The sequence below is a fragment of the Pontimicrobium sp. MEBiC06410 genome (assembly GCF_053601615.1).
In genome coordinates this window covers 259,410-279,214 of sequence record NZ_JBSHNT010000164.1, presented here as the reverse complement: position 1 = coordinate 279,214, position 19,805 = coordinate 259,410, and the positions used below count along the sequence as shown (strand labels likewise).

14 protein-coding genes are annotated in these 19,805 nt (G+C 30.9%); 12 read left to right on the top strand and 2 right to left on the bottom strand.

Going from position 1 to position 19,805, the window contains the following annotated elements; genetic code table 11:
- The first annotated feature begins 651 nt into the window (after positions 1-651).
- From ACVC08_RS18950 to ACVC08_RS18930, 5 genes are all read left to right on the top strand, one after another.
- Positions 652-948 (top strand): helix-turn-helix domain-containing protein, encoded by a 297-nt coding sequence (locus ACVC08_RS18950; protein ID WP_452603241.1) that lies wholly within the window; start codon positions 652-654, stop codon positions 946-948.
- A gap of 246 nt (positions 949-1,194) precedes the next feature.
- Entirely contained in the window at positions 1,195-1,668 is a 474-nt protein-coding gene (locus ACVC08_RS18945; RefSeq protein WP_452603240.1) for a DUF6943 family protein, read from the top strand.
- A gap of 88 nt (positions 1,669-1,756) precedes the next feature.
- Complete coding sequence (locus ACVC08_RS18940; protein ID WP_452603239.1) at positions 1,757-2,398, top strand: DUF6266 family protein; 642 nt, start codon at positions 1,757-1,759, stop codon at positions 2,396-2,398.
- 402 nt (positions 2,399-2,800) lie between these two features.
- Positions 2,801-4,189: a DUF1800 domain-containing protein gene (locus ACVC08_RS18935; protein ID WP_452603238.1), complete on the top strand. Its 1,389-nt coding sequence runs from the start codon at positions 2,801-2,803 to the stop codon at positions 4,187-4,189.
- Positions 4,190-4,199: 10 nt separating this feature from the next.
- Complete coding sequence (locus tag ACVC08_RS18930) at positions 4,200-5,390, top strand: DUF1501 domain-containing protein (protein ID WP_452603237.1); 1,191 nt, start codon at positions 4,200-4,202, stop codon at positions 5,388-5,390.
- Positions 5,391-5,658: 268 nt separating this feature from the next.
- Here the strand turns inward: ACVC08_RS18930 and ACVC08_RS18925 are convergent, their stop codons facing one another.
- The gene (locus tag ACVC08_RS18925; RefSeq protein WP_452603236.1) at positions 5,659-6,330 is read right to left on the bottom strand and encodes a hypothetical protein; all 672 of its coding nucleotides are present in this window, start codon (positions 6,328-6,330) and stop codon (positions 5,659-5,661) included.
- 108 nt (positions 6,331-6,438) lie between these two features.
- Positions 6,439-7,572, bottom strand: a complete 1,134-nt coding sequence (locus ACVC08_RS18920; protein ID WP_452603235.1) for a formylglycine-generating enzyme family protein — start codon at positions 7,570-7,572, stop codon at positions 6,439-6,441.
- Positions 7,573-7,713: 141 nt separating this feature from the next.
- Here ACVC08_RS18920 and ACVC08_RS18915 point away from each other — a divergent pair, with 141 nt between their 5' ends.
- The 7 genes from ACVC08_RS18915 (at position 7,714) to ACVC08_RS18885 (ending at position 19,662) form a co-directional block, all read left to right on the top strand.
- Positions 7,714-11,544 (top strand): hybrid sensor histidine kinase/response regulator transcription factor, encoded by a 3,831-nt coding sequence (locus ACVC08_RS18915; protein WP_452603234.1) that lies wholly within the window; start codon positions 7,714-7,716, stop codon positions 11,542-11,544.
- 199 nt (positions 11,545-11,743) lie between these two features.
- Positions 11,744-14,488: a reprolysin-like metallopeptidase gene (locus ACVC08_RS18910; RefSeq protein ID WP_452603233.1), complete on the top strand. Its 2,745-nt coding sequence runs from the start codon at positions 11,744-11,746 to the stop codon at positions 14,486-14,488.
- Positions 14,489-14,492: 4 nt separating this feature from the next.
- A complete protein-coding gene (locus ACVC08_RS18905; RefSeq protein WP_452603232.1) occupies positions 14,493-14,933 on the top strand; it encodes a DUF6438 domain-containing protein in 441 nt (146 codons plus the stop codon).
- 184 nt (positions 14,934-15,117) lie between these two features.
- Positions 15,118-16,575, top strand: coding sequence for a sulfatase (locus ACVC08_RS18900; RefSeq protein ID WP_452603231.1), 1,458 nt, complete (start codon positions 15,118-15,120; stop codon positions 16,573-16,575).
- Positions 16,572-17,552 (top strand): aldose 1-epimerase family protein, encoded by a 981-nt coding sequence (locus tag ACVC08_RS18895; RefSeq protein WP_452603230.1) that lies wholly within the window; start codon positions 16,572-16,574, stop codon positions 17,550-17,552. Before ACVC08_RS18900 ends, ACVC08_RS18895 begins: the two co-directional genes overlap by 4 nt.
- Positions 17,553-17,688: 136 nt before the next feature.
- Positions 17,689-19,461, top strand: a complete 1,773-nt coding sequence (locus tag ACVC08_RS18890; protein WP_452603229.1) for a T9SS type A sorting domain-containing protein — start codon at positions 17,689-17,691, stop codon at positions 19,459-19,461.
- Complete coding sequence (locus ACVC08_RS18885) at positions 19,462-19,662, top strand: hypothetical protein (protein WP_452598224.1); 201 nt, start codon at positions 19,462-19,464, stop codon at positions 19,660-19,662.
- Positions 19,663-19,805 lie beyond the last annotated feature (143 nt).

Here is a 19,805-nt window from a genome sequence, read left to right as displayed (position 1 = left end):
TATTGATTTTAATTGGTACAACAAAAAAGCAAAGAGCTGTTGCCAACGCGCACACCAAAAACTACCCCAAGCTATGTTTACATAATACAAGTTATAGTAGCAAACGGCACTTTTCAAAGGTTTGCTATCGCAGTGTTAATGCATTTTGTAGCTATAACTGGTATTATGTAAAATATCCGCTATTCCAACGCTCACATCCGAACATATAACGATATTTTGAACAAGCATTAAACAGTCGTAAATTTAAAAGGTTGAATTAGTTTAGTATTATATTCATTATCTCATTCAAGCTGCACAAAACCATCGTTAAGTCCAAGTATTCCTTACCTCAAGTCTTTGTTTGTTTCATTTCGTTAACAAATATAAAAGTCCACTTTTCCCCACCACCCAAGTCAGCGGTTATAAAAAAATAGGTTCATAATATGCAGTAATACGACATAGCATATTGCTTTTTCTCGTGTCTCAAAAAAACAAAAAGCTATTGCCTAAAAGTCCTGTATAAGTAGCTTGTTTAAATGCTGTTTTATCAAACAACTATTTAAAACGCTACCCATACAAACGCTTCACCCCACGCTCAAATTGGAAATAACCTATTTTTTTAAGAGTTTATGCCCCAAAAAGTGTTGTTCAATTAATTAAATACATTTCAATATGATTACAAAAACAATCCAAATTACAGAAGTCACAATTGATGAATTAGCCGATAAGGTAGCTGATAAATTATTACTTAAAATTGAAGATTATCTTAAAGAACTATCAAAATCAAAAAATGATGAATTACTAACAAGACAAGAAGTAGCCGATTATTTAAGAATAAATTTAGTAACAATACATTCTTGGAATAAACACGGTATTTTAAATCCAATTCGTATGGGCAACAGAATCTTATACAAAAAACAAGATATTTTAGAAGTTTTAGAAGAACAGTCAATAAATAAAAAAAGGTAGCAAATATATGTGGCTACCACAGCCAACGCGCAAGGCTATAAAGGTCAAGCCCTACGGGTTTTGAATAAAACTTTTTTCAAAAGCATTTTTCAAAATGATTAAACATTTAACCTCAAAAAACTTTTATCCAAAAACCTTGACAGCCTTATCCACGCCACAAGAGCATTAGGCTTTCTTTTTTTATTGTTTTTCTTTTAAAAAATTAATGGTGCGAAGCGTAGCGAAGCAATTTTAAATTGGATAGCTATGTCAACTTTTGAACTAAAAACACACCAAATCGGAAGAACCTACTCGCAACCTCATTTTTTTATTTTGAATAAAGGGCAAAACAGTGGAAAGCCTTTAATAAATCCCTGCCCTAATTGCTTTGTGTTATCTGTCTCAACCGAAGAAGAAAAACAAACCCTTTATCATTTATCAATGATGTTACAAATAGGCGGTTTTTATGCTTATTATTTAAAAGGGAGTGTTATTCCGTTTATCTCAATAGATGATTGCCGAAACACCTTAAAAAACAGTTACACCTCGTTGTTAAGTGATGAATTTCAGTTACAAAAGCATATTAATATAGTTTCAGCTATTTGTAAAAAAGAAGCTGAACTTCAAAAAGTTATTTCAAAAATGGCAGATTTAAAGGTGTCATATATTCAAAACCTATTTTCTAAAAAGCAAAATCGGGCAACAAAAGGCAACAAAAACCAAATCAATCTATTAGCATAGTATTTGCCATATATTACTTGTGTTGGTTAAAGACCGTACCAAGTCCGAACCAACTTCGAACAAGTATTAATTTTAAATTTTATATACAATGGGTGTTATTTCACAAGGAATCCTGGGCGGTGTATCAGGTAAAGTAGGAAACGTAGTTGGTGCTTCTTGGAAAGGTATTGACTATTTGAGAATTAAGCCTTCAAGTGTGGCAAATCCACGAACAGAAGGGCAAGTTAACCAAAGAAACAGGTTTACAGTTACTTTGGAGTATCTTCAACCGAATTTAGGTTTTATCAAGAAAGGGTATAAATCTTATGCGGTGCAAAAAACAGAGTTTAATGCAGCAATGTCTTATGTGTTGAATAATGCGATTACAGGAGCTGCACCAAACTTTACTGTAGATTATTCTTTAGCTTTATTAAGTAGAGGTAATCTATCTGGAGTATTGAACCCTGTAACAGATTTAGCAACTGCGGGACAAGTAGAATTTACTTGGGATGACAACTCTGCTGAAGGTAATGCCAATGCAACTGATAAAGCAATGATTTTAGTTTACAATCCAAGTAAAAAGGAATCAATGTATATTCTTGATGGTGCTGATAGAACTGTAGGATCTCAAATCATTACAATTCCAAGTACCTATGCAGGTGATACAGTCGAGCTTTTTATGGCATTTATTACTGCTGAAGGTAATACCGTGTCAAACAGCGTTTATTTAGGCTCTGGAACAGCTAATTAACGGTTGATGTTTTTATGTATGAAACCACTCTTTATGAGTGGTTTTTTTATGCTATATTCGTAATTGAATTTATTAATGATTGCCCTTAATTTACCCTTTTTAGGTGTTTTTTGTATCCTATTTGTTGCCCAAATGCTCTAACCCCAATAAATATAAGGTAAATTACATATTGTATTGGGAAGTAGAAAGGCTTTAAACTTAATAAATATAGAAATAAACCCTTATAGTATTGGGTAGATAAATTTGCTTTTTTTACTATTTATCTTTTACTCTCATAATAATTATATAGTATACTCTTTAGGATAATTATTTAACCCCTTTTTCTAAGAAACCTTATATTTTAGTTGATGCTAATTAAACCATTAGTTAAACAATGTGTCTAAATCTAAAAGCATTATAAGGGTGAAACAAAAACACGTTCAACATTTATATTCAAGAGCTGGATTTGGTATTGGGTATAACCAATTTCAAGCGTTACAATCCAAATCTAAGTCTGCAATCGTTTCAGAACTATTTTTAAATGCTGAAAAAGTAGAACCATTACAGTTAGACCTTTCAGAGTTTAAAGAGCTACTCCTGCCTAAAAAATATTCGAAATCGAAAATGATGGATGGAGCGTTTAGAGCGTTGAATAAGAAGAGTAGAGAGAAAGTTAAAGAACTTAATTATGCCTGGATAGATAGGATGGTAAATCCTTCATCAGTCTTAAACGAAAAAATGACTTTGTTTTGGGCAAATGTTTTTGTTTGTCGTGATAATACAATTTGGCATATTCAGCAATATAACAATACACTTCGGGCAAATGCTTTAGGTAATTTTAAAGATTTTGTAAAGGCTATAGCCAAAGAGCCATCAATGAGTAAATACCTTAACAATAGGCAAAATGTAAAGCAAAGCCCTAATGAGAATTTTGCACGAGAACTTATGGAATTGTTTACCCTTGGAGTAGGTAATTATACAGAGCAAGATATAAAGGAATCCGCGAGAGCGTTTACAGGTTGGTCGTTTAAAAGAAATGGAGCTTTCTTTTTACGTTCTAGAAAACACGATTATGGAGAAAAAACGTTTTTAGGGAAAACAGGAAATTTTAATGGCGATGATATTATAGATATTATTTTAGAACAAAAACAATGCGCTAAATTTATCTGCGAAAAAATATACAGATATTTTGTCAACCCTAGAATAAATGAAGCTCGCCTTGAGGAACTTACCGAATTATTCTATAAAGATTATGATATTAAAAAACTAATGCATCATATTTTTAGTTCAGATTGGTTTTATGATGAAAAAAATATAGGAGTAAAAATAAAATCACCTATTGAATTGTTTATAGGGATTCAAAATATTGTGCCAATTGCTTTTCAAAAGAAAAAACAACTATTGTACTTGCAGAAAATAATGGGGCAAACGCTACTCGATCCACCTAATGTTGCAGGTTGGAAACAAGATCGCTATTGGATTGATGGCAACACATTAATGGTTAGGATGAAATTAGCAGCTCTTCTATTAAATAATGCAATTATTAATGTTGGTGTTAAAGGCGAATTTGAAGACTCTTTTGAAGCCTATTACAATAAAGAACGTAAGAAAAATAAATTTTTAAAAGTATCTTCTAATTGGGATGATTTCTACAATACCTATGGAGACTTATCACACGAAGAATTAAAAAACTTGCTTATTGTTTCTAATATAGATAAAGATACAGAGCAATTTTTAGAAGAATTGTCTACAAAAGATATTAAAGAATATATGATTCAATTAATGTCGTTACCAGAATACCAATTGTGTTAAAAATAAAATTATGAAAAGACGCGATTTTATTAAACAAAGTAGTTTAGCTAGTAGCTTGTTTTTAGTTCCAAGTTTTGTAAAAGCTTTTGAAACGGTTACTAAGGACGTTTTAGGTTATAAAAAACTGGTTATTATTCAGCTTTCTGGTGGTAATGATGGTTTAAACACCATTGTACCATATACTAATGATGTTTATTATAACAGTCGGCCAACATTAGCCATCTCTAAATCTAATATTCTAAAAATAAATGATGAATTAGGGTTTAATAACAAATTAACACCACTTAAAAAACTTTACGATAAAGGTTATTTGTCTATAATTAATAATGTAGGTTATCCTAATCCAAACCGTTCACATTTTAGATCAACCGATATTTGGCATACCGCTAGTGATAGTAATGCTTATTCTAATACTGGTTGGTTAGGCCGTTATATTGATAACTACGGAAAAATGCCATTTTCTGGAATAGAAATAGACGATAGTTTATCACTTATTCTAAAAGGAGAAAAAATAAATGGTATAGCAACTAAAAACCCAGCTGTTTTAAATAGAAATATGAATACGCCATATTTTGAATATATACTTAAACAGCAAACAGATGCTCATTTAAGCGAACATAACTTAGGATACCTTTATAAAACAATGATTGAAGCAAAATCATCTGCTAAATACATTTTTGAAACTTCTAAAACCTATGTCTCTAAGTTTGAGTACCCTAAAAACCCATTTGGTAAACAATTAAAAACGACTGCGCAGTTTATAAATTCTGGTATTAAAAGTCAAGTATACTATGTGTCTATGGGTGGATTTGATACACATGTAAACCAAAGTAAAAGGCAAGAAAGGTTGCTAAATGTTTACGCAGAAGCTATGGATGTTTTTATAAAAGATTTAGAAAAAAACGATACGTTTAAAGATACTTTAGTACTCACTTTTTCAGAATTTGGAAGACGTGTAAAACAAAATGCAGCAAACGGAACCGATCATGGAGCAGCGAATAATGTGTTTGTAATAGGTAAAAACCTAAGTAAACCAGGTTTTTATAATGAAGCACCCAATCTTCTGAATTTAGATAAAAATAATGATTTAAAATACACTGTAGATTTTAGATCAATTTACGCAACAGTTTTAAAAAAATGGCTTGAAGTTAATGACGAAAAAATCTTAAATTCATCATTTAATACGTTAGATTTTATATAAAAAATAAAAGACTCAGCTTGTGCTTGACAATTATTAAACTATAATAGACTTTAGGTAAACTTAACTATACGATACGTAGAATATATTTACATTATATAATCAACCCTCATCGTTATGAAACTAATTAACTTTTTTTTACTTTTATTTTCAGATAAATTAGATAAAGAGTTTGAAAATGAATACAATAGCACAGATATGTCGTAAAGGGAATAGTACTAGTGCCTAAACAACTCTAAAGCTAAAATAAAGACTGTTTTTTGCGTTTAATCTATTCGAAAAACACAGCGTCAAAAGTATATGATGTTGAAGCCCAAGGAATATCAACATCACCAATCATATCTATTCTATAAACATCTACAATTAAAATTGTACTAGTTAATTTTTTGCAACTTAATGTAATACCATCATTGTAGGTCGTGTCTTCTTGATTTGGCGTTAATGCCTTCCCAGAAGGAATATATGGTAATGCAGGAGAAAAAGTATACCTTAATTTTAATCTTTGAGCTACATCTGGACTTCCATTATCTTTAGCTTGAGTACGTCTTGTAATTGAATAATTAACACCATTAATAGTCATAGCGAAAGTAAAGTCTGAGCCAGCTCCTACTGTTGCAGTTTCAAGCGCAGGTATTGGTAGCTTAGGGAAAACTAATGCTGAAGTAGTTGTAGCTCCAAAAGTAACCCAAGCTGTTCCATTATAGTAATAGAAACCAGGAGTATTATCTGTTTGAAATATTAATAACCCAGTAGCTGGAGAAACTATAGCATTTCTTTCAGACATATCCATTCTTGGTATTAATAACCCAGAATTTGTTGATGTAATATCTAAAGAAGAACTAGCATCTGGTGTTGTAGTACCTATGCCTACTTGAGAAAAACCAATAGAAGTTAGTAATAAAAATGATAAACAAATTAAAGTGAAATACTTACTATTAAACATATTAGATAGGGTTTTGAGTTTTGCTGCTCAAAAATAACTAACACCCTGTTTTAATAGGTTTGGTTATAAGTGTATTAGGTTTAAAAAACGTCAATAGAAGATTAATAGTTAATTTATTTTTTTTGATTTTATCATATCTATACTAGCCACAGTTCTAAACCCTAAATGGTCTGACCCAGAATCTCTACTAGTAGACATTCTTGCAGAAATCCTAAAACTTGCACAGTAAGAATCATGACATAAGTATGAACCGCCTTTCATTACCATTTCTATTTGATATGGATTTTGTGGATTATAATATTCTGTTGCACCCTTTGGGTTTATTATAGGTTTTGAAAGATCTAATTCTTTATAGTAATTTGCGTTGTATACACTGCTAGTCCATTCCCAAACATTCCCTAACATATCATACAGCCCTATACTATTTGGAAGATATGATTTTGTAGGCGCTATATATTCAAACCCATCTATAGATTCATTATTAGTTGGGAATTGACCTTGCCAAGTATTAGCATTGGCGTTTAAAATTTCAGTATTATTTCCCCAAGTAAATATGGCATCAGTATTATTGCCTTGTGCTGCCGATTCCCATTCTGCTTCTGTTGGTAAGCGCCTATTTGCCCATTTACAATAAGCCAAAGCATCTTCAAAAGCAACGTGAACCACAGGGTAATTGTCTTTTCCTTTAATAGAACTTCCTTTTCCATAAGGTTGCTTCCAATTAGCACCAATTTTCCAAGTCCACCATTGGCTGTAATTGCTCATATTAACAGTAGCATTTACATCTTTGTTAAAGACTAAACTTCCTGGTTGTAAAATAGAATCATGTGGTTTTAGAGTGCCTTCTGGTAGTTCTTTTTTCATTTGTTCCCAATCTATAGGTCTTTCAGCTATGGTTATATATTTGGTAGCATCTACAAACTTTTTAAATTGTGCATTAGTAACTTCGGTTATATCCATAAAAAATCCATCAACCGATACTTGGTGTGCTGGTTTTTCTCTAGGCATTGCATAATTATCTGTTGTTTTAGCACCTTGAGTAAATGTTTTTCCTTTAACCCAAACCATACCTTTAGGCGTTTCAATATTATCTAGTTTTTCTATTAAAATATTTGGTGTAGCATCTGTTTTAGAGGGTGTTAAAGTTGAATTTTTATCAAGCGGTTTTTCATTTTTACAAGAAAAAATCAAAGCAAAAACTAATAATATTAATGTGTTTTTTAAAAGGAAACGAGTATTCATTAAGTTTAAATTTTCAGAATAAATTATATTTTAATTACATTTAGAAATTAAATAAAACAAATATAGACATTGAATTTAAAAGCAATTATTTTTTTATTCGCCTTAACTTTTTTTTCTGCGTTTTCTTTTGCTCAAAACACAGTGAAATTTCAACAATTAAGAGGAGAAAATGTGCCAACACAGAGTATTACTTATGCTATTGAGCAGGATGGTGTTGGTAATATTTGGGTTGCTACAGAAGAAGGCGTTTTAAAGCATAATTCGCAATTTTATAAAATATATAACAACTATAGCGGGTTGCCATCTGCAATGAGCAACCGAACAAAAGCCATATTTGTAGATTCAAAACAACATATATGGATTGGGTTAGAAAAAGGTGTTTGTTTATATAATAGTGATCTTGATCGTTTTGAATTAGTAGAACATAATGAAGATATTAATCCAGCTTTAATTAATGTTATAACCGAAGATAAAAACAACACGATATGGGTTGGTGCTTTTAACGGGCTTTGGAAATCTGAAAGGTCTCCAAAAAAAACTATAATGAAACGCGTTATTGCGAATCATAACATTCAGGCAATTAAGCAATTTGAAGATAAGCTCGTGGTTGGGACTCCAAAAGGGTTGTTTATTTTCGATTTAAAAACGGAAGTGTTTAAAGAAATACCTACTGGAGTAAAAAATAATAATATTAGTAGCATTTCTACTATCAATAATCAAATATTAGTAGGCTTTAAAGATGGAACTCTCGTTAAATTAGAAGCAAATTTTAAAGATGTAACACTATTAGAATTAGGTTTTAATTCAACAAACCCAATAACAGATATTATTAAAAATACAAAAAACAATCTTTTAATTGCTACAGATGGTAGTGGTATTTTCGAGGTTGATAGTATGTTCGTAATGATAAACCATTACACAGAGAATGTAAATAATAAGCATTCGTTGTCAAGTAATGGCGTTTATGATATTTGTGTTGATAAAGAAAATATTTTATGGGTAGCCACTTATGGAGGAGGTGTTAACTTTTTTAATTCCAACCAATTACCAGTTACAAATATTCAACACGAAATAAATAATACTAATAGTATAATTGCAAACTTTACTAGAGCTATTACAAAAGACAATAATGGTAAATTCTGGTTTGGCACAAAAAAAGGATTAAGCATTTGGGATCCAGAAACAAACAAATGGAAACATTTAGAACATTTATTAGGAGATTCTAAAAAAAATCAGACCATTATATTATCTCTATTAACAGATGACAATGTTATTTGGGTTGGCACTTACAACAAAGGGTTATTTAAAATTAATTCAAAAACATTAAAAATTACGCCTTACAATAAAGCTACTGGATTCGATATTATTAAAAAAATATATGCATTGTATAAGGATGCTAAAGGTAATCTTTGGGCAGGTGGTATAGAGAAAGATTTAACCGTTTTAGATAAAAATAATAATATTTATACATACCCAATACAGCAAATAAAGTCGATTTCAGAAAATAAGAAAGGTGAAATATTAGTTGCCTGTAAACAAGGTGTTTTTAAAATTAATCATACAAATAGAACCTTTGGTTTAATAGAAGATTTATTGTCTGATAGTTCTAATTTATCCTATTCTACAATAAATGCAACACAACAAATGGAAAATGGAAATTTGTTGGTTGCTACAAATGGCGCAGGCCTATTGTTTTATAATACAGAAACAAAAAACTTAAAAAAAATAAGTGTTGTAAATGGGATGCCATCAGATGTTATTCAAGGTCTAATAGCTACAAATAATAACACCATTTGGGCAAGTACAACAAAAGGTATCGCAAATATTAAAATAACAGAAAACGATACTATTATAGATGTTTACGATAAAAAAGACGGTTTAGCAACAACAGAATTTAATTACGGAAGCTTTAAAAAAATAGATGATAATCTTATTGCTTTTGGAGGAGTAGATGGTGTAACGCTTTTTAATCCTAATAAAATTGAAGAAAAACTCTACAAGCCAGAAATAATATTTAACTCGTTTAAGCTGTCTAATAAAATAATAGAACCTAATCAAAGCCCTTTAGAGAAACACATTAATAAAACTGAAGCCCTAGAATTAAACCACGAGCAAAATTCAATAGAAATAGATTTTACAGGTATACTACATAGTGCGCCTTCTAAAGTAAAATACAAATGGATGTTAGAAGGTTTTGATGAGCAATGGTCTCCAGTTACTAATCAAAATTTCGCAACCTACACAAATTTAAGCCCAGGGAATTACCTTTTTAAGGTTAAAGCCTATAGTAAACATGATAATGAATCTAGTGAGAGGCAACTAAAAATTAATATTGCTTCCCCATGGTGGGCAACAAAAAAAGCCTATCTATTATATGCTTTATTGACTTTTGCATTGGTCTATGCGATTATTCATTTTACCAGTTTAATAATTAAAAAAAGAAATGCCGATCAACAAATTGATTTCTTCAATAACGTAACGCACGAAATAAAAACACCATTAGCTATTTTAATTTCATCGTTAGATAATGTTACCGAAAGTGTAGATTCTACTGAAGATTCAAAAGAGCGAATAAAAACTACTATAAAACGAATAAACTCACTTTTTGAACAAATGCTAAACTTTCAAAAAGTAACAGCAGATGATAATAGCATTCAGGACATTTCAAAAATCGATGTATACGAACAAATTAAACAGCGCATCAACAATTTTAAACCACTTACTAAAGATCAAAACCTTGATGTTGTGTTTAATAATGAATGGACCGAAGACTTTTATTTTAACAAAGAAAGTTTAGATAAAATCCTTTTAAACCTTATTTCTAATGCGATTAAGTATTCTTTTAAAGATGGCACAATTTTTATAAATACAAATAAAACTAAATCTGGAGATTTAAGAATTGAAATTAAAGATGAAGGACTCGGCATACCAAAAGATCAGCAAAAACACATCTTAAATCAGTATTACAGAGCCAGAAATGTTATTAATAGCCAGCGTCCAGGAACAGGATTAGGTTTAATGTTAATTAAAAAATTACTCGAAAAAACAGGAGGGTCTATAAGTTTTCAAAGTGAAGAAAATAAAGGAACAACCTTTGTTGTACTATTAAATAATTTAAAGAAAAGTTATACAGAAATTAACGAAACTAGCACGCCAACCGATAAAATTACAGAAATTGCAGAAAACACTACAGAACTAACTGAGTTTAGTAATAGTAAAATATTAATAGTCGAAGATAATGATGAGTTAAGAAACTCGTTAGCAAATACGTTAGCAACTTACTTTCAAGTTTACGAAGCAACCAACGGTAAAGAAGGCTTAGAAGTGGCTAATCAAATATTTCCAGATATTATTTTAACCGATTTAATTATGCCGGAAATGGATGGTATGCAAATGGCTAAACAGCTTAAAAATGATATTAGCCTTAATCATATTCCTGTGTTTATGCTTACAGTACTTCAAAACTCAGACCAAAAACTGGAGAGTATAGAAAGTGGAATTTCAGAATACATAGAAAAACCAGTAGACATAAAGTTTCTGTTGGCAAAAATGATAAATGCACTAAAATGGCAACAAAAACTACGTGATAAGTATGTTAAAGACAGTGATGCAGATACAGCAGAACTTTTTAGGAATAAAAAAGATCAAGAGTTTCTTCAAAAACTAGAAGCTACAATTATGGCTAATATTGAAAGCGATTCATTCTCAGTTCACGACCTATCAAAAAGTGTAGGTATGAGTAGAACTTCCCTATATATGAAGCTTAAAAACCTAGTAGATTTGTCACCTCAAGATTTTATTATTCATACAAAACTAAAACAAGCCAAAAATTTACTGATAAGAGGAGATATAAGTATTAAGGAAGTTGCATACCAATCTGGATTTTCAAATCCAAAATACTTCAGTACATCGTTTAAAAAATTCTATAAAATGACACCAAGCGGATTTATAGAAAGCCTAAAAAAGAGCTAAAAAAGAATAGTTTTATTTTTTCTGTACTACTATTTCTACATTTAATAAAAATAGTTGCGAACTATTGATAATTATACAATTATCATATAGTTACATTACATGTTTATTATATTTTGACAATAAATAAACCATTTGTGATGCATATTAAAACTCAAAATAAAAGTATTAAAGTAGTTTAGCAGAAACTAATTAGTTAATTATGAAAAAACATTTTTGCCTACTACTTTTAATACTTCCAACATTTATAATTGCACAACAAATAATCACAGGAACAATAAAAGACAATACTGGGTTTCCGCTTCCGGGAACATCTATTATAGTAAAAGGTACAGATAAAGGCGAAGTCACAGATTTTGATGGGCAATTTACCATCGAAATGGATAAAACACCTGCAACTTTAGTTATAAGTTATGTAGGTTATATAGCTAAAGAGATTGAAATTACAAACCAAAAAAAACTTGACATTGTTTTAGAGGAGTCGCAAGAAAAACTTGATGAAGTTGTAATAATAGGATATGGTCAAGTGGATAAAGGAGATCTTACAGGTTCGGTAACAACCGTTAAACCTAAAGAAGATTTAGTCAACCAATCTCAAAATATAGAAAGCCTTTTGCAAGGGCAAGCAGCAGGTGTGTTAATACAGCAAAATACAGCTCCAGGCTCATCATCTACAATAAAAATTAGAGGTTTAAATAGTTTAACAGGTAATACAGAGCCGCTTTATGTTATAGATGGTATTATTGTTGACTCCGCAAACGAAGATACATTAGACCCATTAGGAGGCGCTGGAAACAGTTACAGTGCACCTCAAAATGGTATTACAGGTCTAAATCCTAGAGATATTCAAAGTATTTCTGCTCAAATAGAAAAGTCAGATTGGAAGTTTTCAAAAAAGCAAGAAATCAAACTTAATTCAAAAAGTCTTGTTAACAAGAAATTACCGTCTAACTTTTCAGTTTTTGAAATGTCAATAAACGATTTTAAAAACAAATTGAATGCAAATAATAAATTTCAGGAAATTACTATTCCTGCACCTAATGGGGAATTTGAAACCTTTATAATTAACCCATCAAGTGTAGTTGCAGATGAAGTAGCTCATTTATATACCATAAAAACATTTAGAGGGTATAAAAAAAACGATCCAAGCACGCTTATAGCATGCGATATAAGTGACTCAGGTTTTCATGCGTCTGTATTTACAGAGGACAAGTCTTATTTTATCGAGCCTGTTTATAAAAACTCACCAGAGACCCTTATGGTTTTTTATAAAAAACATAGTGCTACGGAGGGATTTAATTGTAAAACCAACATTGTAAACACAGAAAAAAGAATCAATGATTTAGACTTAATGAGGTCGCCAAGTACTAAACGAACTTACAGACTAGCAGTTATGGCTTCAAATAATTACAGACTTCAATTCGGTGGAAACCCCTATAATGAAGTGAATGTTTTAAACGCTTTAGCTTCTGGAACGAACATGGTGAATGCTGTTTATTTAAGAGATTTAGGTGTTGAGTTTACGTTAGTTAACAATAATGCGCTAATTCAAAATAATAATAACACTAATAATTTAACCAATAGAATTAACAATGCCATAGGTGTTGTTGCATACGATGTAGGACATTTAGTTTTATGGGGAGAAGAAAATGGTTTAGCAGGTTTTAAGGTGGTCTGTGGAAACAATAAAGGAGATGGCTTTTCTTCATCGAGTATAGGTGTGTCTACGTTATGGGTAGATTACGTTGCACATGAATTAGGGCACCAGTTCGGTTCAGAGCATAATCAGTCTGGCTGTAATGGTGTAGATAATTTTAGATACGAGCCAGGAGAAGGGTCTTCTATTATGTCGTATGCAAATGTTTGTCAAGGAGCAGAGCAATATGCTCAAAATTCAGATCCATTCTTTCATTATGCCTCAATTGCTCAAATGTTGGCAGAATTAAGTAGCTATAACTGCTCTTCAAATGATGCAACAGGAAATGCGTCAGATCCAGTTGCAGATGCAAAAGCTAATTTTACAATTCCTAAAGAAACCCCATTTATTGTAGTTGGTGATGGAATGGATAATAATGATCCTAATAATAACTTAACCTATCAATGGGTTCAATATGATGGAGGAGGAAATGTTGTGTTTGATTCTCCAGAATGTAATGTTAATAACAATGCCTTATTTCGTTTTAGATCTGCTACAACCGAAAAATTTAGAAGTTTACCTCAGTACAGCGACGTTTTAGCTGGTAATAATGACCAAGAATGGGAAAAACTTCCTTGTATTGCAAGAACGATGAACTTTTCACTTACAGTAAGAGATAACAATACAGCTTTTGGTAGGTTAGATGAAGATAGAACTGTAATAACTGTTGCCAATACAGGGCCTTTTAATGTAGTAAGTCCTAATGGTGGAGAAAATTATAACGCAGATAGCTCGCAAATAGTTACATGGACGGTAAATAATACAGACTCGCATTGTAATAATGTTGATATTTTAGTTTCAACAGATGGTGGAGTTACCTATACAGTTATTGCAGATGCTACACCAAACGATGGTTCTGAAAGTATTACAATGCCTAATGTACAAACTTCTACAGCAAGAGTTTTAGTAAGATGTGATGTAAGCGGAGGTTTTAGAGCAGAATCAACTTTTTATGATGTTTCTAATGCTAATTTTTTTTTACAAGAATCTTTAAGTGTCGAAGAGTTTTCAGAATTTGATATTTCTATTTTTCCAAATCCTGCATCAGATATTATTAATGTAACGATGTCTGTTGACAATGAATTTAGATATAAACTATATAGCATCACAGGTAAAGTTATTTATGATAATACAATAAACGGTTCATCTGTAATTGATACATCTGCTTTGGCTAATGGCTTATATTTGTTAGAATTAGAAGATATTAAGACAAATAAAAGTGTAACCAAAAAGATAGTTGTAAAACATTAATTTAATGAAACTTATAGTTAAAATATATGTTGTTATGTCTATGGTAACTTTTGGATGTGCCTCCAAAAAAAATAAGGATAAACCATTCGAGGTTTCTTATATTAAATCTAAAGGCAGATCTGCAAACACTCCATATTACAAAGTAGAAATTAAAGACAATGTATTAAACTATAATGGTTTTGCTAACATGTCATTACTAGATAAACACACATTTAATATTTCAAGTAATGATTTGAAATTGCTTAAAGTGGCTTTTAAAAACAGTCGCTTTAAGCAATTTAAAAATACTTACATAGGCCAGATTAGAGATGTACCGCTTACATATTTTACATATAATGCTTACACAATAAGTTATCACGATTTACATGCTCCAAATGATTTAAAAAAGTTAGCGTCTTTAATTGAAGAGTTGCTTTTAGATAATGCTATTAAAGCAACTAATTAAATCTTAAAAATTAACATTGAATCTAAATGTTGTTTTGGTAGCTAAAAACTAATCTTTGAAATAGTTGCCCAAAACTTTCTTCAATAACAAATTATTGACAATTATTAATGCTCTAAAGGTTAATTTTGAACCTTTTTTTTTGTTTCTAGTTTTAATTTTGAGCCCAATTCAAAACAATAATAGAATGCATTTTTTATATAGGGTCTTATGTATAAGTCTTGTTTTTACTTCTTGCAATAAAACTATCAGCGAAAAAAAACAGACCAAGCCTAATGTACTTTTACTTTATATGGACGATTTGCGTCCAGAATTGGCAAGTTATGGCGCTTCGCAAATACAATCGCCAAATATTGATGCTTTAGCAGAAAAAGGTGTAAAATTCACAAACGCATATTGTAATGTGCCAGTTTGTGGTGCTTCGCGAGCTAGCATGCTTACAGGAATGTTGCCGACTAAAAACCGCTTTTTAAATTATAATACGTTTGTAGAAAAAGAAACGCCTAATGCTATAACGCTTCCGCAGTTATTTAAAAATAATGGCTATACTACTATTTCTAACGGAAAAATATACCATCATTTAGACGATAGGGAAAACGATTGGGACGACCTCTGGCGCCCATATGCCTTTGATAAAAACAATCAAGGATTGGCACCAACAGATTATTGGCAATCGCTTTGGAAAGATTATCAACTACTAGAAAATATTTTGGAATATAAAAAAACAAATACAGGACCAGCCTATGAAAAAGCACCTGTAAACGATTCCATTTATATAGATGGTTTACTCACTGAAAAAGTAATTAGAGATATTAAAAAGCTTAAAAAAACTAACAGGCCTTTCTTTTTGACTGCTGGATTTATTGCGCCTCATTTACCATTTAACGCACCAAAAAAATACTGGGATTTGTATGATAAAAATAGAATTAAACAACCAGAGAATTATAATTACATTCCAAAAAATGCGCCAAAAATGTCTATTAGCAATTGGCCAGAAATGCGAGCATATTCTAATATTCCTAAAAAAGGACAAGTATCAGATAGTTTAGCAATTAACTTAATCCATGGGTATTATGCAACCGTAAGTTACACTGATGCACTCATTGGAAAAATTTTAAAGGAGCTAAAAATAGCTGGATTAGCTAAAAATACTATTGTAGTATTAGTCTCAGACCATGGTTATAATTTACAGGAACATACGCAATGGGCAAAGTTTACTAATTATAAAACATCAACCAAAGTGCCGCTTATTATTTATAATCCACTTACAAAAAACAAGGAAGACACTAACGCTTTAGTTGAGTTGGTAGATGTTTATCCGACATTAGCAGAGTTATGCGGTTTAGAAATTCCAGAAAACCAATTAGATGGAAAAAGCATGGTCTCTATACTTCAAAATCCAAAATTAAAAGGGAAAGACCATATTTTTATTAAAAAAGGGAATGGTTATACCCTGCAAACACCAGAGTTTAGCTATACCGAATTTATTAAGCCAGAAGATAACACTGTAATCACTTCTATGTTGTACGATCACAGAACTGATGAAGATGAAAATATGAATGTTGTGAATGAGCAAAAATATCAAGATATAGTCATCAGTTTAAAAAACATTTTGCACACTAAATATAAAATGAATGTATTATGAAACAAAGTATAATTTTTAGCATCTGCATTTTTACATTGTTCATGAGTTGTAATAGTGCAAAACAAAAAACAGAAATAGTAACTAGTAAACCTTATGAAGAAATGGCGGTTCAAACAATAGGCAATGAGAATTTAAAAGTGTCTATAAAAACAAAAGGAGCAGAGTTAACAAGTATTAAAGCAGATGCAACAGAATATTTATGGCAAGGGAATCCAGAATTTTGGAATAGACAATCGCCAATACTGTTTCCAATAGTTGGACGATTAAAAGACCACGAATACACCTTTGATGGTAAAACCTATAAATTACCACAACACGGTTTTGCACGAGATTATGATTTTACGGTTGTTAATAAAACAAATCAAAGTATCACTTTCGAGCAAACTGCATCAAAAGCATCTAAAGCTATTTATCCTTTCGATTTTGTACTACAAATAACATACACTATTAACGGGAAATCGTTAGACGTTGATTATTTGGTTAAAAACCCATCAGCAAGTGATGAATTATATTTTTCAATTGGTGCGCACCCAGCATTTAATTGCCCAATTGAGAAGGGGCAAAAACGTAGTGAATACCAATTGGTTTTTAATACAGATGATATGCCAAAGACACAAGATAAAATAGATGGATTATATATAGATCAATGGACGCAGTATTTTACAGAGCCTGGTATATTAGAGTTACCAGATACAGTTTTTGATGAAGGTTCTTTAACTTTCAATTCTAATCCGTTTTCAAAAGTGACGTTGGTTTATAAGCCAACTAACAAAAAGTATTTAAGTGTTACGTTTAAAGACTTTCCATATTTAGGTATATGGTCAAGTAAAAACAACTCACCTTTTGTATGTATAGAACCTTGGTTTGGAATAGCAGATCATACAAATCATAATAAAGATTATAAACAAAAAGAAGGTGTTATAAAATTAGAGGCTAATGAAACTTTTAAAAGTCGGTATACCATAGAAATACTTTAAAAACCAACGTTAAATTTATTCAGAAGCATAAATATATATCACAAAAATATAACAAAGTCTAATTTTTGATTATTAACGAACCTAAAGATTATTAATAAATTCTATTTTTAATAAAATTATAAAACTAATGAAAACCATGAAGTTATGCCTAACATTTTGTTTCCTATTATTAACATGCATATATTCTTTTGCGCAAACGACTTATTATGTCGATCAGCAAAACGGATTAGATTCTAATAATGGAACATCAACTTCAACAGCATTTCAAACATTTACTAAAGCAAAAAATAGTGTTTCGGCAGGAGATACTATTGAAATAATTGGAGAGTATAAAAATCCAAGTTACAATGCGAGTTATTCTTACTCTGCCGAAAACGATGCACATTTATGGCATTCAGAAAACACAATAAGAGTACACAATCTAAACGGTTCAGTAGGAAATTTTATTACTATAAAAGCTTATGATAGCAATACGATTTTAAAAGGAGATGGAGCAAACATTTTTAGAGTTACCAACAGTTCGTATTTAAAAATTGAAGATTTTAATATTCAAGGCGAAGTAGATAACATTCCTTTAAGCATTGCAAATGCTTTACAGTTTGTGTATATTATAGATGACAGTAATTTACAAGGAACAGTTACTGCACCAGATGCTACAGACATTAAATTTAGAAATGAAGACGAAACAAATGATACTGATGATGTGGTCGAGGAGACAGATACCTATACAGATATTAGTGCGCTAACAGTAGTAAGACCATCATATATAGATACGAGAGGCTTATACATTAGTAATTCAAATAATATTAAAATTACTAGCAATACAATCCATCATACCCCTGGTGGTGGTTTAAGAGTTTCTGATAGTAAATTTATAGACATTGAAGAAAACGAAATATACAGATGCTCTGCTAAATCGTATTCTGGTACACACGCACTCGTAGTCACTAAAACAGAACCAATAGGGACTAATGCTTATAGTATTAATATTTTAAGAAATAAAATTCATCACAATTATAACGAGCAATACTCGTGGGCACCTACAAAAACGATTATTACACCACGAATAGATGAAGGTAAAGGTATATCACTACAAAGAAACAATACATCTTCTTGGACTAATGGTAGCGGCCGTATTTTAGTAGCCAATAATTTGTGCTATTGGAATGGATTTAGTGGTGTACATACTAACGATGGTAATAGAATCGATTTTATTAATAACACTTGTTATATGAATTCTTACACCAATACTGTAACATACGCTGGAGAAGAACAAAGAGGCAATAATATTGGTATTAGTGCTCAAGGAAGTGACGATATTAAAATCATTAATAACATTTCGGTTATTGATACAGATTGGAATGCCTTTGCGCTTGCAGCTGGAGGAACAACTAACTTAGTGGTTACAGACAATATTATTTTTGGTGCCAATGGTACAGTAAATGAAGATTCAGATATAACAGCAGTAGATGAAGATACAACAATTGCAGATCCGTTATTTATTAACGCAGGAGATGAAAATGCAAGTAGTTATGATTTTGGCTTAAATTCAAATTCACCAGCAATTGGTATTGCAGATTCTGCTGAAGCACCAACGGATGACTTTTTTGGTGTTACAAGAGATGTTACCCCAGATTTAGGAGCAATAGAATATCAATCTACATTATCTGTAGGTGAGCAAGAATTGAATACAATGTCTGTGTTTCCTAATCCGTTTCAAGATCAAATTACTATCCGTAAAGCTGAAATTTCTTCAGAAAATATTACGTTATATACTATTTTAGGGCAGAAACAAACGTTTAATTTTCAATCGAGTACAAATTCAATAACTTTAAAATTGAATAATTTACCTAGCGGAATATATGTATTAAAAATAGGCTCGATTGCCAAAAAAATTGTAAAGCAATAAATGCCAAAACGTAAGTTTTTACTTGTATTAAAAGGTCGTATAGTTTGCTTATTCATTACTGTGTTTGCATTTGCATTGTCTTCGCGCAAAACTTTAGAAACCAAAACGGGTAGTTTAGAAACGTATTTAAAAAAAGAAAACCTTATTCCTTGGACTATAGTTGGTTTTGATGTTAAAGAACATACACCACAACAGCCTTAGAAATTTCAAAAAAAATAAGAACTTCTATTCATTAAATTCTGGAAACGTATTATGTCTATAAAATTAAAATAGTCTGTTTTTTTATCAAATTTAAAAAAGCACTAACTATAGATGTGTTATTTATTAAAATTACTACAAATGCC